Source organism: Fructilactobacillus sp. X3R2C1, from assembly GCF_059901235.1.
Genome location: NZ_JBWXVA010000003.1, coordinates 1 through 15,353 on the forward strand (window position 1 = coordinate 1; position 15,353 = coordinate 15,353).

Genomic DNA, 15,353 nt, shown 5'->3' on the forward strand with positions numbered 1-15,353 from the left:
AATTTTAAGTTCTACAACTTAAAATTACCTTACACTTGTAATCAAAATCTTGTTCAGTTTTCAAAGATCTACTCTGATTTGTTGCCGTTTAGTTCTCCCTTAACGCAACATGTATAACTATACTACGTTGTGTTTTCAATGTCAACAGATAAACTCAATTATTTTAAATTTATTTGTTAGCAATCGGCAAAACCATTATTGCAACATCAAATATAATACAGTATTTTGCACTTTAGTGCAAGAGCAATATTTATGATAATTAACTTAGTTCATAATCAGTGACTTATTAATTATTATCAAATCATTTTTCTCTCTCACTGAGCATTTACTACTATACATGCGCTCAAATACTTTGTCAACACTTTTGGTCAAAAAAGGTCAAACTTTTTTCAATTTTTATTTTCCATCTAATAAATGAACGTAATCGTACAAGTGATCAATCTTTACAAAAGCTACTCTAACAATGTTTCAAATCATTTTTGTACAAATAAAAAGAGATGATTTTAATCATCTCTTTTCTTTTTCTATCAAACAAATCTATTTTTTATTATCTTCATCCTGTGGATTATCAGAATTATCTTCTGGTCTCATAGTTGGGAACAAGAGAACATCACGAATGGATGGTGCGTCAGTTAAAAGCATTACCAAGCGATCAATTCCGATTCCTAATCCACCTGTAGGAGGCATGCCATACTCAAGTGCTTCGATAAAGTCTTCATCGATACCCTGAGCTTCATCATTCCCCTCTTCACGTTCCTTAGCTTGAGCTTCAAAACGTTGACGTTGATCAATTGGATCATTTAATTCAGAAAAAGCATTAGCATATTCATTACCAAGAATATATAATTCAAAACGGTCCGTAAATCTTGGGTCATCAGCATTTTTCTTTGCCAAAGGAGAAATTTCAATTGGATGACCATAGACAAACGTTGGCTTCTTTAGCTTTGGTTGAACGAACTGTTCAAAGAAAGCATTAATGATATGACCAACTTTCCAGTATGATTCATAGTGCACACCGTGTTTATCAGCCAACTTCTTAGCGTCATCATCCGACATCTTAGGCCAAAAATCAACTCCCGTATATTTTTTCACGGCATCAACCATATGAATTCGATCGAATTCTTGGTTCAAATCAACTTCTTCACCCTGATACGTAACCTTACCATTATCACTAACGGCTTTGGCAGCGGCTCTAAAAATTCCTTCGGTTTCATCCATTACATCATGAAAATCAAAGTATGCAGCATAGGTCTCAAGTTCAGTAAATTCAGGATTGTGTTCCTTATCCATCCCTTCATTTCTAAACACACGGCCAATCTCGTAGACACGTCCCATGCCACCTACAATCAAACGCTTCAAATGAAGTTCCAGTGCAATTCGCAAATATAAATCAATATTTAAAGCATTATGATGAGTTATAAATGGACGAGCGGATGCTCCACCGGCAGTAGTGTGTAATACTGGGGTCTCAACCTCAGTAAAGTCCATCTTATTATCCAAGAAGTTTCGAACTGCCTTAATAATTTTACTGCGCTTCTGGAAACGCTCAAAACTATCACGATTTGAGATTAAATCAAGGTATCGCTGACGATACTTTTGTTCTTTATTTTGTAATCCGTGATACTTATCAGGAAGTGGACGAAGTGCCTTTGATAGGAAAGTGATGGACGTCGCACGAACGGTTAGTTGCCCCATGTCTGTCTTAATTACTTCACCAGTAAAGCCAAGAAAGTCCCCGATGTCAGCACGTTTAAAGATATGATACTGTTCTTCTCCAACAACGTCTTTTCGAACGTAAACCTGGATTTTACCCGAACGATCAAGGATATCGGCAAATCCAACTTTACCTTTGCCCCGTTTAGCTACCATTCGCCCAGCAATTGTAGCCTTGACATCTTTTTGTTCTAATTCTTCCTTATCGTACTTATCAAACTCTTTGTCTAAATCTTTTGCCAAATAAGTTGGCTTAAAGGCATGACCAAAAGGATCAATTCCCTCATCTCGTAGCTCTTGCATCTTTTCTCTACGAACTTTTAATTGGTCATTCATTTTCTTCTCTTGTGCCAATTCAAATCCCCCAAACTAGTAACTTACATTCATAATAACATAGTTAAGCATCGTAATTATGCATTTTTCCGTGCGTTTCTCATCGCATCTTTTTCTAGAAAATCATCGAAGATCTGGTCCATCTCTGCTTCAGACTCAGCATTGTTTAACTTTACTTTGGTTCGAGCCGAATGAGAAATTCCTTTCAAGTAATAAGCTGCCTGACCTCTGAATTGTCTTGGCCCAACATATTCACCCTTAATTCGAACCAGCCCATGCAAATGTTCCTTAGCAGTGTTGATTTTTTTCTCAACACTTGGTTCCGGGATTAATTCGCCAGTTGCTAGATAGTGCTCAGTTTGCCTCAAAACCCAGGGATTTCCTTCAACGGCACGGCCCATCATTACTGCATCACAACCTACTTCATCAATCATTTGTTTAGCCTGTTGTGGAGTAGTCACGTCACCATTTCCAATGAACGGAATCGTCAATGCATCGGCAACTTCTTTTAAAATCTCCCAGTTAGCATGACCGGTATACATTTGTTTTCTAGTTCGACCGTGCATCGCAACAGCAGAAGCCCCAGCCGCCTCAGCAGCAAGCGCATTTTGCACCGCATAAACATGATCCTCATCCCAACCAGTTCGCATCTTAACCGTTACTGGCTTTTTAACGGCAGCAGTTACATAAGACACCATTTCATAAACCTTATCAGGATCAAGGAGCCACTTAGCCCCGGCATCGGTCTTAACGACCTTATTTACGGGACAACCCATGTTGATATCGATAATATCAGCAGCCGTCTTCTGATCAATAAACTTAGCAGCCTCCACTAAAGTTTCTTTGGTTCCACCAAAAATCTGAATACTCATTGGGTGTTCATTAGGATCAACGTTAACCATGCTTAACGTTTTTTTGTTGTTATACATAATTCCACGATCGGAAATCATTTCACAGACAACTAATCCCGCACCAAACTTTTTACAAATGATTCTAAAGGCTGAGTTCGTAACTCCAGCCATTGGAGCTACTACTAGTTGATTTGGAATCGTTACGTTTCCAATTTTCCACTCCATTTTTTCACCTCATCTAAATTGTTTCCAAACATTTTATATAATACCATACCCGTACAAAAAAGAGCGAACCGTATGACAGCACGCTCTTTGATACTACTTATCCCTCTCATTCAGTAAATCAACCAATTCATCTTCCGAAAAGTTATACTTTTTACCACAAAAATTACATACAACCTGTGCCCCATGATCTTCATCAATCAATTGCTGCAGATCCTTCTTACCAATTCCCGCAATGTCTTTGGCAAATTTTTCTTTGGAACAATTGCAGACAAATTCGACTGGCATATGATCAATAACGTTCAGATTATCCGTGCCAAATAACTCATTCAAAATGTGATCAGGATTAGGATCCTTTTCTAACATGGACGAAATACTGGGCGCATTCTTTAAAGTCTGCTCCAACTTATCAATTGCCTCGTCAGAAGCACCAGGCATGACTTGAATCAAATATCCCCCGGCACTTTGGACGTTGTTTTCTCCGTCAATGTCAACTGAAACTCCAACGGCTGATGGAATCTGTTCTGACTTTGCTAGATAAAAGGTAAAATCATCACCAATTTTACCGCTTGCGAGTGGAACATCACTAGTGTAGGGTTCACTTGTTCCCTGATTTTTAACAACTTCTAAAAAACCATTCGTTCCTACACCCTTAGAAACATCAACTTTCCCATCCTTTGTGAGTGGCAAGTTAACGTGAGGATTCTGAATGTATCCCTTAATGTGTCCCTTAGCATCAGCATCAATAACCATTCCGCCGACTGGACCACGTCCATTTAAGCGAACGGTCATGCTTTCTTTTCCCTTTAACACTGAGGCCGACAGCATCAAGGTTGCAGCAATCGTTCTTCCAAGTGCTGCCGTTGATGTACTCCAGGTATCATGAATTTTTTGAACATAACTGACAATTCCAGTCGCGTTTAAGCCGTAAACCCGAAACATCCCATCTTTAGTAAGTGCCTTAACTAATACATCATTTTTATCATTCATTTTATTCCCTCCTTAGATTAAAAAAGAACGTGGGCTTTGATCCCAACGTTCTTTTCGTTTATTGATCTTGATTATCAGAATTTTGGTGATCTGAATTACTATCATGATTTTCATCGTGTTTTTCTTCAGAATGATCAATTTCTTGTTCAAGTTTCTTTTCGTGCTCGTGCTCCTTAGCGTCAATGGCTTTTTTAGCTTGTTCAAAGGTTTCATTTTCACTAGGGTACTCATCACTATTAGTTGAATGTTCAGGCATTTTACCGGTCTTGTAGAGACTCAAAATTTCCTTTTCATCCAACGTCTCGTATTTAAGCAACGCATCCGCAATTGCCTTGTGCTGATCACGATGACCCTCAATAATCTCCTTAGCTTCACCATGAGCTTCATCAATAAAGTACTTCACTTCATCATCAATCTTAGCTGCGGTTTCCTGTGAGTACTTAGGAGCAGCGTATGGATCTTGGTTAGGACTTTCGAGTTCCACGGTTCCAATCTTGTCACTCATTCCATATTGAGTAACCATGGCACGAGCAAGATTAGTGGCTTGCTCAAAGTCATTTGAAGCACCAGATGATTCAGAATGGAAAACGACTTCTTCAGCAGTTCTACCACCCATTAACCCAGCTAATTGTTCTTGAGCGTTCTTCTTTGAGATCAATTGTTGGTCTTCCTTAGGCAGCATGATGGCATATCCACCAGCACGACCTCTTGGAACAATGGTAACCTTATGAACAACTCGAGCGTCATTTAATACTAAACCAACGATGGTATGACCAGCTTCATGGTTAGCCACAATTTGACGTTCGTGTTCGTTAATAACCTTATTACGTTTAGCTGGTCCAGCAATAACACGATCCTCAGCTTCATCCATATCAGCCGCATTAATCTCATTATCACCATTTCTCGCGGCCAGTAAGGCAGCTTCATTTAGCAAGTTCGCTAAATCAGCACCAACAAATCCGGGAGTCTGTTTAGCAATTTCATGAAGGTCAACATCAGAAGCAAGTGGTTTGTCTTTGGCATGAACTTTCAAAATTGCTTCTCGTCCACGAACATCAGGCTGACCAACTAAGATTTTCCGATCAAAACGACCTGGACGAGTTAAGGCTGGGTCTAAAACATCAGAACGGTTCGTGGCGGCAATGACAATAACACCTTCATTACCAGTAAAACCATCCATTTCAACCAACAACTGGTTAAGGGTTTGTTCACGTTCATCGTGACCGCCCCCCATTCCGGATCCACGTTTTCGTCCAACGGCATCAATTTCATCAATAAAGATGATGGCCGGTGAATTCTTCTTAGCTTGAGCAAACAAGTCTCTAACACGACTCGCACCAACCCCAACGAACATCTCAACGAAATCAGACCCTGATAATGAATAGAATGGAACGTTTGCTTCACCGGCAACCGCCTTGGCTAACAGCGTCTTACCAGTACCCGGAGGTCCTTCAAGCAAGACACCTTTTGGTATAACGGCACCCAGTTTAGTAAACTTCTTTGGATCCTTTAAAAATTCAACAACTTCGACCAGTTCTTGTTTTTCTTCATCTTCACCAGCAACGTCACTAAACTTAACATTACTCTTAACTGGTTTAGCCTGGCTCTTTCCGACTTTCATGACACCACCAGCGCCACCACCTGCTCCACCAGCTTGCTTCATCATAATGTAGAACAAGTAAATGAAGATTAATAATGGTAGAACTGAGATTGCTAAGTTTAACCAAAAGCTATTCGATTGTGTTTCTTTAGTACTCATCGGCACCTTATTCTTATTAGCTAACTTGGTAATCTGACTAACCGATGAGTCATTCTTTAAAATGCTAGTAGTGAATCCATTTACCTTAGTGTAAGTATTGTTGCTCGACTTGGTAAGTTTTCCATTACTAAAATTAAGCGGAATTCCGTTATTTTTCTGCTTAACATTTTGGGGCTTCTTGTACTGACCAGTTATTTTATATACACCGCCAGAAGGTTGAACAGAGAAGTTTTTAACCTTGTTCGTCTGCAAATCATTTGTAAATTGACTTGAACGAATTCCCTGAGTTTGAGTGCTTTGTGATCCGCTGCCACCACCAGTGACAAGCATAATCACACCCATGACAACCACAAAGATGATGATATAAAATAGGCTACTCTTAAAAAGCCCATTTTTATTATTTTTCATTTGTGCCTCCCAATCTAATTTCTCGAAAAGATAACAAATAGAATGTTATCACTTTTACTTTAAATGGACGACCGTTTAGGCCGAATAAATTGAAGGTTTTAAAATTCCAATGTACGGTAAGTTACGATAAAAACCCTTGTAATCAAGTCCATAACCGACAATAAATTCATTTGGAACGTTAAAACCCACATAATCTGCCTTGGCAGGGACAACTCTTCCCTCAGGTTTATCAAAAATGGTACAAACTTTAATTGAATTAGCTCCTCGATCTGAAACCAAATCCTCAAGAAATTGAAGGGTGCGTCCTGTATCAATAATATCTTCAACAAAAATGATATCACGGCCACTAACATCACCATCAAGATCACGGATGAGCTCAACTTTTCCGGTTGAAGCAGTCCCACCCTTATAGCTTGAAACATCGACAAAATCAAGATCTAGATATATGTCCATCTGGCGAATAATATCGCTCATAAATAACACTGCACCAGTCAGCACACAAACCACTAGTGGCTTTTTGTCTCGATAATCATTACTTAACTGCTTCCCTAGCCTTTTTACTGCAGAAGCAATGTCTTTTTGACTATATAAGACCCGCTCAATATCGTCATTCATTTGTTATATCCTTTCGCGTAATTAAAAGTTCATACCCGTGAGTTGCACCCTTAGGCAACCACTTGCTTTCCTTATAACCAATGACGGCCAACACACTCTCCTTACTGTCCACCAGTACTTGCACGTGACGTCGCTTGGCACTTGGAACTTTCTGATTAATTAACAATCTTCTTAAACTCTGATGACCGCCATTCTTGAGTTCAACGGTATCATCCGGTTTAAAGGCTCTTTTGGACAATGGAAACTGAGAGTCCGCCAAATCAAAATGACTTCGACGCCAAAAGTTTCCCTTTGGAACATGATTTTCATCAAAAATACCAAAATTAAATCCGTTAACGTTGCGGTTCCACTGGTTTAATTCTACCACAAACGAACTTTCATCACGGTGATCATCGTAATTGTTAGGAGATTGTTTAAAAAACATGATTTTATTATAACTTTTTTCAAAAAAATAAGCATTTGAAATTCGCAATTTTCCCTGTGGTTTTCCAAAATCTTTAACTAAAGTCAAAATTTCAGCAATTTGATTATCAGAAAGAGTAACCGTTGACGTCAACTGTTTTAACAATGCGCGAAGTAAAATAGAAAGTTGATTAATTGACGCTGTATCGTACTCGGCACTTACGCAGTCTCTTTTAATCTTTAAGTCATGTCTCAAAAGATCAGCTTGAGCGAAACCACTTGATCCGTCGAGTTCCGATTGCAAATTACTAGCAAACTTAGCAAAATGAGAGATAACATTAGGATTTTCTTTAATTAATTCTGGTAAAACCTGGTTACGAATCCGATTACGGAGGACCGTATTTTCAAAGTTAGTTTTATCATCATACCATGTTAACGAATGATTTTTAGCATACAAACGGATGGATTCTTTCGAAAACTGTAGTAATGGTCGAACCATCGTTCCTCCATTAAAGGGATGACTCTCTTTAATTCCTTGAACCTCAAACAAATTCCCACTGCGAATGAGTTTCATAAGGATGGTCTCGGCTTGATCATTTTCTTGATGAGCCGTTAACAAGACTGAAGCATTAAAATCATTCATGACTTCCGCAAAAAAATGATAGCGAAACTTACGAGCTTGATTCTCCACCCCACTACTAATCTGGTCGTGATTCCAATTGCCAACCCGCAAATCAAGGTGGTGTTTCTTACAGTAATCAATCAGAAACCGTTCTTCAACCTCACTTTGTTTTCGTAAATGGTGGTTAACATGAGCAACAATAATATGAGGTTTAAAATCTTTTAAGTGTTGGAGTAAATCTAACAAAGCCATGGAATCAACTCCAGTTGAGACCCCAATCACAACATTTTCGTCTTTTTTCCACCACTGTTTCTTCTTAACCAACGAATTAATTTGATTACGTAAATTCAAATTAACCTCCAAAACAAAAAAGCCGAGCAATTTGCCCAGTTATTCGTTCATTAACTACGACGACCACCACGACCGCCGCGTTTTCCTTCTGTGTTTTTCTTAATGACGGACATCCGACTTTCGCTTTCTTTCATGAAGTCTGAAAGCAAATCATCAAAGCTTTCATTCTTACCCTTATGGCCATTACGATTGTCGCGGCCACTGCGATGTCCATGATTCCCGTTATTTGAGTGCCCGTAGTGTGAATGCTCATCATGATTATGTTCACCATGATGTTGATGTGATTCTTTTTCTGGATGATCGGAAGCTTTGCGAATTGATAGGCCAATCTTACCATCATCCCCAATGCTCAAAACCTTAACGGTCACTTCATCGCCAACCGACAGAATATCATGAATATCTTTTACGTAACCATCAGAAACCTCACTGATATGAACTAGTCCAGTCTTATGATCGCCTAGATCAATGAAAGCTCCAAAATTAGTAATTCCTGAAACTTTCCCAGTGACCTTCTCTCCAACCTTAATTGTCATAAAAAAGCCATTCCTCCTAATAAATGTTGTGTTAATTATAACATAATCCTTTAAAGTAAAATAAAAGAAGATTACATCCTAGTAATCCTCTATTCATTACCAATCTTACTATTCTGTGGGAAACTGTAAACAGTTTCGCCTGGTTTTGTATAATAATATTTAGCTCGCATCAATTCTTGAAGATAATTCTTGTTATTTAAAAGCTTAATTTGTTCATTAAGATTCTTTTCTTTTTGTTTTTCAACCTGGTAATCCTGTTTTTTTCTGGTAATTTGGGCATTCACACCGTGAATTTGATTCATTCCACTAACAATTTGCCACCCGAGCGCCAAAAAAGCCACGGCAAATATTGCCACGAGAGCAACCAGTCGCTTGGTTCTTTTACTTAACTTCTTATTATCTCTTTGATGTTGGTTTGCTTTACTTTTCCTTGAAGCAGAATTCAAGTATTCAACGTTGTTATTTCTGTTCATCAGGAATGCCTCCACGAATTTATATGAACATAGTACCACATGTAAAGCCAGAATATAATATTAATTCAACAATAATTATTCTAATTCATCATTTTCAGCCCGATAGTCACGATCATAGGTTTCACTGATGGTCTTATACATCGTGTCTGAATCAGACTTTTTGGTGGTGTCTAACAGTTGTAGCACCTCTACGGTTAAATTTTTATTTCCAAACTTAATCAGAATTTGATCGCCAACCGAAACCTTACTCGATGATTTGGCTGGCTCACCGTTTACAAAGACTCGCCCTTGATCGGCAATCTTTTTGGCAACTGGACGACGTTTTATAATCCGTGAAATTTTTAAAAATTTATCAATTCTCATTTTTGCTTATCTCCTACAAACCGTTTCATAATTGGAACCATCGCTAACTCCGAAGCAGTCAAAACTTTTCCTTTCAGACACATTCCTAAAAACACGAATGCCCCAATCGGAATAACAACCATTAATTTAATAACATCCACCAGTCGACTGGTATCTCCAAGGACGTGGTTCAATCCGAATTCAGTTAAAACAACGACAATCACCATTACTATACTGATTAATGATACCTCTAATAGGAACTTCCAACTAAAAATGTGCTCATGAACCCGCTTTGGACTAGTATACCAGTTAACTAATAACACTATTAACAGAGCAATGATAGTTGATAATGAAGCACCAATGATTCCGAAATGAATTACGCACCACTTAGTGATCATTATTTTACAAATTAGACCTAACAAAATAGCGGTCACCGTACTTTTAAAGTCATCGATACTCTGTAAAACCGAGTTAAGGGCTGTCACCATCGTAGCGAAGGGGATGCTCAAACAGTATACCGAAAGCGTGATGTCTAAATCATAACTCCCAAACAAGAGATGATTTAATTGAGGCATAATACTAATCAGTCCGAAGGTAACTGCCATCGTCACTACCAGTGTAATGCGCATACTGTGGTTTACAAGGGTCTTAAATGACCTTTCTTTTCCAGCATGATGATAATACGCCATCTGCGGCAAGACGGTTGAAGAAATGGCCGTTCCAATCACTAATCCTAGTTGAACAATGGGCTGAGCGCGATCATAAATCCCCTTTTGGGTCTGAGCCATTAGATTACTTACACCACTTACTACCAGCCCATTTTTTACCGTAAATGAATCGACCAACTGCATTAACACCATTAGAGCAGCTAAAACACTAAGCACACCACCTTGTAAGATGATTTGCTTCGCTAATTTCAGGTAGTTAAATTTCAAATCTTGAAAGTGAAAATGAGCAAGGATGTCACGTGCATAATATCCCAAGATAAGTGCTGAAAAAATCGCTGCTAATGGAGCCGATAACATTGCTAACGTCCCCATCTTATATAAGTTCCAATGCTGGACGGATGCTAAATAGGCTACCACAATGATCATTGAAACCCGCACAAACTGCTCTACCACTTGAGAAGTCGCCGTTGGAATCATCTGCATGCTAGATTGAAAGTACCCCCTCACATCCGCTAAGAGGGGCATCAACAAAAACATCCAGCTTACCGCTTGAATTACGGGTTTTAATTCAAAGTCTCCCATTAAAGCAGCAATTTCTGATGAAAATAACTGTAATCCGCCAAAAATAACCACCGAAATGATCATTAAGATCACCATGATTTGGAAAAACAACGTTTGTTTCTCCTCTTCAGTCTCCCGTTCCACAATCATCTTGGAAACAAACGCTGGAAGACCGGTCAAGGCAAACGCAACCCCAATCCCATAAATAGGATAAACCTGCTGATAGATGTAAAATCCAACGTTTCCAACAAAATTTTCCAGTGGAATCCGATAAACAGCACTTAGTACCTTTGAAATAATGGCAGCTACCGAAAGGATCAAGGTTCCACTAACAATCTTTTTACTTGTCTTTTGATTCATGTTCTTCTTGATCCAATCTTATTTTACTCAAGCTTTTGACAAATTGATAAAGCTGTTTCAACCAATCGGCATCTTTCATCGTTGGTTGAACAACTAACTTAATTTGAAAACACCCGTTAACCACTTTCACTGAGGAACGAAAATCCGTATCAGCAATGGCTTTCAAAATTTCCTTACTAGTGAATTTTTGGGTTCCTACCTTACTCATGGTAACGGTTAAATTATTTTGATCTTTGCGAATTTTATCAATCAGATCATAATCGGCAAGCATCTTAATGCGGTCAATTTCAAGCAGATTAGCTACTTCATCAGGATATTCACCAAACCGATCAATTAAATCACTTTGTAGTTCGGTAAATTGTTCCTCACTATCCATCTGTCGGATTCGCTTGTATAATTCAATCTTTTGTTGCTGATCCTCAATGTAAGTTGCCGGAAGATAAGCTTCAATCCCGAGTTCAACCTTTGAATCAGACTTTTCAACCACGCGATGCTGGCCCTTCTTCTTGGAGACAGCATCAGACAACATCTTAGTATACATATCATAACCAACTGAATTAATAAAACCGTGCTGCTGCTTTCCAAGCACGTTTCCAGCCCCACGAATCGAAAGATCACGCATGGCCACCTTAAATCCTGAACCCAATTCAGTGAAATCCTTGATGGCTTCTAGTCGATTCTCAGAAACTTCGGTCAACACTTTATTTGGCTGGTACATAAAGTAAGCTTGTCCTACTCGATTACTTCGACCAATTCTTCCCCGAATCTGATAAAGCTGGGAGAGTCCCATCCGATCCGCATCCTCAACGAACAGGGTATTCGCATTAGGAATGTCAACTCCCGTTTCGATGATGGTCGTCGTAACCAACACATCATAATCTCCGTTAACAAAGTCGTACAGGATCCCTTCCATTTGATTTTCGGACATCTGGCCGTTGATGGAAGCAATCCGCGCATCAGGCAAAAGGGTTTGCAACTTATCGACCGTCTGATCAATATCTTTAACCCGATTATGCAAATAAAAGACCTGTCCCCCGCGTTGCATCTCCCGTCTGATTCCGTCCACAATCGAACCCTCATTTTGCTCCATCACGTAGGTTTGAATCGGATAGCGATTAGCCGGAGGCGTTTCAATAACTGATAGGTCACGAACGCCCATCATTGACATGTTTAAAGTCCGTGGAATTGGTGTGGCAGTTAGCGTCAACACATCGACATCCGACCTCAATTCCTTGATTTTTTCTTTGTGTTTAACCCCAAATCGTTGTTCCTCATCGACGATTAAAAGACCTAAGTCATTGAACTTCACGTCTTTAGACAGCAAACGGTGGGTGCCAACCACGATATCAATTTTTCCGTCCTTTAGGTCTTGAATGGTTTGGCGGGTCTGTTTGGGCGTGTCAAAACGCGAGAGAACTCCGATTTTAACCGGAAAACCATTAAATCGTTCAACCATGGTCTCATAATGTTGTTGAGCTAGTACCGTTGTCGGCACTAGAAAAGCCACCTGTTTCCCGGCTTCAATGGCTTTAAAGGCCGCTCTCAAGGCTACCTCAGTTTTCCCGTAGCCCACGTCTCCAACCAGTAAACGGTCCATCGGATGGGGACTCTCCATGTCTTTTTTAATTTCATCAGTACTTCGAAGCTGATCGGGTGTCTCCGTGTATGGAAACGCCTGCTCAAACTCAGCCTGATATTGGTCATCAACCGGAAAGGCATAACCCGACTCGGCCTCCCGTTTGGCGTATAAGTCAACCAGATCATCAGCAATGTCTTCCACCTTAGAAGCGACTGACCGTTTGGTCTTAGCCCATTCCGTTCCACCAAGTTTATTAATTTTTGGATGTTTATCTTCAGATGAAACGTATTTTTGTACCAAATTCAGTTGGTCAACAGGAACGTAGATCTTAGCTCCCTTTTGATAGGTCAAAGTCATATAGTCCTGATGCCTACCATCGACTTCCATAGTCTTCATCCCATCGTATCGTCCAATTCCGTGATTAACGTGAACAACGTAGTCACCGGGTTTTAAATCGGTATAGCTTTTGATTCGCTCTGCATTAGAAAAGGTCTGTCTTCTAACTCGTTTCTTTTTCCCTTGTTCATTCACCCGTTTAAACATATCTGATTCAGAAACAATCGCTAGGTTAGCGGCCGGCAAATCAAAGCCATTTTTTAGGTTAGCTGAAACAATCTGAGTCTTTCCCTTAATAATGTTATCAGTGGTTGATTGAATGGCATCAACACCAAAATCACTCAACGTTGACGAAACCTTTTCCACTCGTTTTTCATCACTAACGGCAATGACCACGGTTCGTTTCTCAGCTTGATAACGTTGCATTTCTGCTTTAAACATCGGCATTTGTCCAAAAAAACGCTGCATTGGGTGAACCTTGATGTCGATGATGTCAGAAAGCTTCATTCGCCCTAGTCCTTTTTGAAACAAAGAAAATAACAAGGTCGCATGATGATCAGTTCCGGTTACCGTTCTAAAATTAAGCGACAGTTTCTGGTCAGAAAACAGTTCATGATTATCTTCAACTGAATCACGCCAGTTCTGTTCGTCACTTTCAAGTTGCTTATTAGCATCCCTTATGCGACTGTAGTCATCATAGACTACCATCCCATTTTCAGGTAAATAATCTAAAATTGAGGTTTCCTTTTCAAAAATAAACTGACTGTACTCACTCCATTTTTGGTCAATCGATTGGCCTTTGAGCCCGTCAATCACCTGTTGAATGTTGTCAACTAAAACGTCACTGCCGTCGTCTTTGATGGTTTGGCTCAATCGTTTCGAAAGTTCCTTGATTCCATGCTTGCGATCGCTTTCGCTGGGTAAAAAATCAGAAGCTGGCAACACACTAATCTCATCAATATTTGCCACACTTCGTTGGGTAGCAGCATCAAAATAACGCATGGAATCCACTTCCGTATCAAAAAAATCAATCCGAATTGGATAGTCCGAATTAAGTGGGTAGATATCCAAAATTGACCCACGATTAGCAAATTCACCGGGGGCGGAAACCATGTTCTTCTTCTCGTAACCCATTTGAACCAATTGTTGTTGAAGTTTTATAAGGTCCAAGTCGTCTCCAACCTTGACGTGTAATTGGGCTTGATTAAAACTAGTTGGCTCTGGTAGATATCGTTTAAGACCAGCCGTTGAAACAATCACCACCACTGGTTTCTCTGACTCAAGCGCGTTTAGGGCCCGCACTCTTTGAGCTCGATACTGCGGAGAGCTGGTTGCAATCTCTGCCGCGACGAGTTCTTCAGCCGGGAACTCAAAGACCTGATCTGAATCCATTACTTCATTAAAAGACTCGGTAATTTGATCCGCATGGTTCATCGTATCGGTTACGTATATCGTAGGTTTTTGCTTATCATTAATTAATTGTTTTAATAATAGAGTACGAGCGGATCCACTAGTCCCGGTGATCAGTTGCTTGGTATCAGGAGCAAGGTTTGAACTGATTTTTTCATACTGTGGCATTTCTTTTAACGTTTCATCTAGCTTCAAAAACTCATCTCCTCTTTTATTAATTATACGAATTAATTAAACTGATTTTCTAACTTACTGAAGGGAGTACCAGAAACCCACTCGTCTAATGCTTTAACCGCATGATCCTCCGCTTCTAAAAACGGTGCCCGTTGTTCCAGACTAAATTTACTCAAGACATAGTTCACAACACTTTCACGTTTGGGATGACTGGTTCCAATCTTAATCCGATTAAACTGATCGGTCCCAAGGTGGGCAATGATACTTTTAATTCCATTATGACCACCAGCCGAACCGTGGTTTCTTAGCCGAATTCGTCCCACTGGTAAATCCATGTCATCGTAAACAATCACTAAATCATCAAGATCTAATTTGAAAAATTGCATCAAGGGATGAACTGCGCGCCCTGAATCATTCATCATCGTCGTTGGTTTGACTACCATTACCTTTTCACCATTGACTATTCCCGTACCATACATGGCATCCATCTTTTGTTTATTAATCGCAATCTGGTTTTGATCAGCAAACTTATCAACCACCATAAACCCCGTGTTATGCCTGGTACCATCAAATTCAGCACCAACGTTGCCTAATCCCACAATCATTTTCATTGCTATTGTCTCCCATTTACTTCTAATTAACCTAAAATGG

The 15,353-nt window shown here is 39.6% G+C and carries 12 protein-coding genes; all 12 read right to left on the reverse strand.

Annotated features, from left to right (window positions below):
- Nucleotides 1–537 precede the first annotated feature (537 nt).
- The 12 genes from lysS to pth all read right to left on the reverse strand — a co-directional run bounded on the left by lysS (nucleotide 538) and on the right by pth (nucleotide 15,313).
- Nucleotides 538–2,067, reverse strand: coding sequence for a lysine--tRNA ligase (lysS, locus tag AC6UDB_RS03895; RefSeq protein WP_500695756.1), 1,530 nt, complete (start codon nucleotides 2,065–2,067; stop codon nucleotides 538–540).
- A 56-nt stretch (nucleotides 2,068–2,123) separates the two neighbouring features.
- Nucleotides 2,124–3,122: a tRNA dihydrouridine synthase DusB gene (gene dusB, locus AC6UDB_RS03900; RefSeq protein ID WP_500707473.1), complete on the reverse strand. Its 999-nt coding sequence runs from the start codon at nucleotides 3,120–3,122 to the stop codon at nucleotides 2,124–2,126.
- Nucleotides 3,123–3,215: 93 nt separating this feature from the next.
- The gene (gene hslO, locus AC6UDB_RS03905; RefSeq protein ID WP_500709193.1) at nucleotides 3,216–4,109 is read right to left on the reverse strand and encodes an Hsp33 family molecular chaperone HslO; all 894 of its coding nucleotides are present in this window, start codon (nucleotides 4,107–4,109) and stop codon (nucleotides 3,216–3,218) included.
- A gap of 58 nt (nucleotides 4,110–4,167) precedes the next feature.
- The gene (ftsH, locus tag AC6UDB_RS03910; protein WP_500709194.1) at nucleotides 4,168–6,276 is read right to left on the reverse strand and encodes an ATP-dependent zinc metalloprotease FtsH; all 2,109 of its coding nucleotides are present in this window, start codon (nucleotides 6,274–6,276) and stop codon (nucleotides 4,168–4,170) included.
- A 75-nt stretch (nucleotides 6,277–6,351) separates the two neighbouring features.
- Nucleotides 6,352–6,891 carry a hypoxanthine phosphoribosyltransferase gene (gene hpt / locus AC6UDB_RS03915; RefSeq protein WP_500693970.1) on the reverse strand — a complete coding sequence of 180 codons (540 nt, stop codon included), beginning with the start codon at nucleotides 6,889–6,891 and terminating at the stop codon, nucleotides 6,352–6,354.
- On the reverse strand, nucleotides 6,884–8,266 hold the full coding sequence (gene tilS, locus AC6UDB_RS03920; protein WP_500709195.1) for a tRNA lysidine(34) synthetase TilS: 1,383 nt from the start codon (nucleotides 8,264–8,266) through the stop codon (nucleotides 6,884–6,886). Before tilS ends, hpt begins: the two co-directional genes overlap by 8 nt.
- Nucleotides 8,267–8,316: 50 nt before the next feature.
- Nucleotides 8,317–8,799, reverse strand: coding sequence for a S1 domain-containing RNA-binding protein (locus AC6UDB_RS03925; protein WP_500693972.1), 483 nt, complete (start codon nucleotides 8,797–8,799; stop codon nucleotides 8,317–8,319).
- A gap of 89 nt (nucleotides 8,800–8,888) precedes the next feature.
- The gene (locus tag AC6UDB_RS03930) at nucleotides 8,889–9,272 is read right to left on the reverse strand and encodes an FtsB family cell division protein (RefSeq protein ID WP_500699654.1); all 384 of its coding nucleotides are present in this window, start codon (nucleotides 9,270–9,272) and stop codon (nucleotides 8,889–8,891) included.
- Between the two features lie 75 nt (nucleotides 9,273–9,347).
- A complete protein-coding gene (locus AC6UDB_RS03935) occupies nucleotides 9,348–9,635 on the reverse strand; it encodes an RNA-binding S4 domain-containing protein (RefSeq protein ID WP_500693974.1) in 288 nt (95 codons plus the stop codon).
- Nucleotides 9,632–11,203, reverse strand: a complete 1,572-nt coding sequence (locus tag AC6UDB_RS03940) for a putative polysaccharide biosynthesis protein (RefSeq protein WP_500709196.1) — start codon at nucleotides 11,201–11,203, stop codon at nucleotides 9,632–9,634. The genes AC6UDB_RS03935 and AC6UDB_RS03940 overlap by 4 nt, the downstream gene beginning before the upstream one ends.
- Nucleotides 11,184–14,723 (reverse strand): transcription-repair coupling factor, encoded by a 3,540-nt coding sequence (gene mfd, locus AC6UDB_RS03945; protein WP_500709197.1) that lies wholly within the window; start codon nucleotides 14,721–14,723, stop codon nucleotides 11,184–11,186. Before mfd ends, AC6UDB_RS03940 begins: the two co-directional genes overlap by 20 nt.
- A 32-nt stretch (nucleotides 14,724–14,755) precedes the next feature.
- A complete protein-coding gene (gene pth, locus AC6UDB_RS03950; RefSeq protein WP_500696915.1) occupies nucleotides 14,756–15,313 on the reverse strand; it encodes an aminoacyl-tRNA hydrolase in 558 nt (185 codons plus the stop codon).
- Nucleotides 15,314–15,353 lie beyond the last annotated feature (40 nt).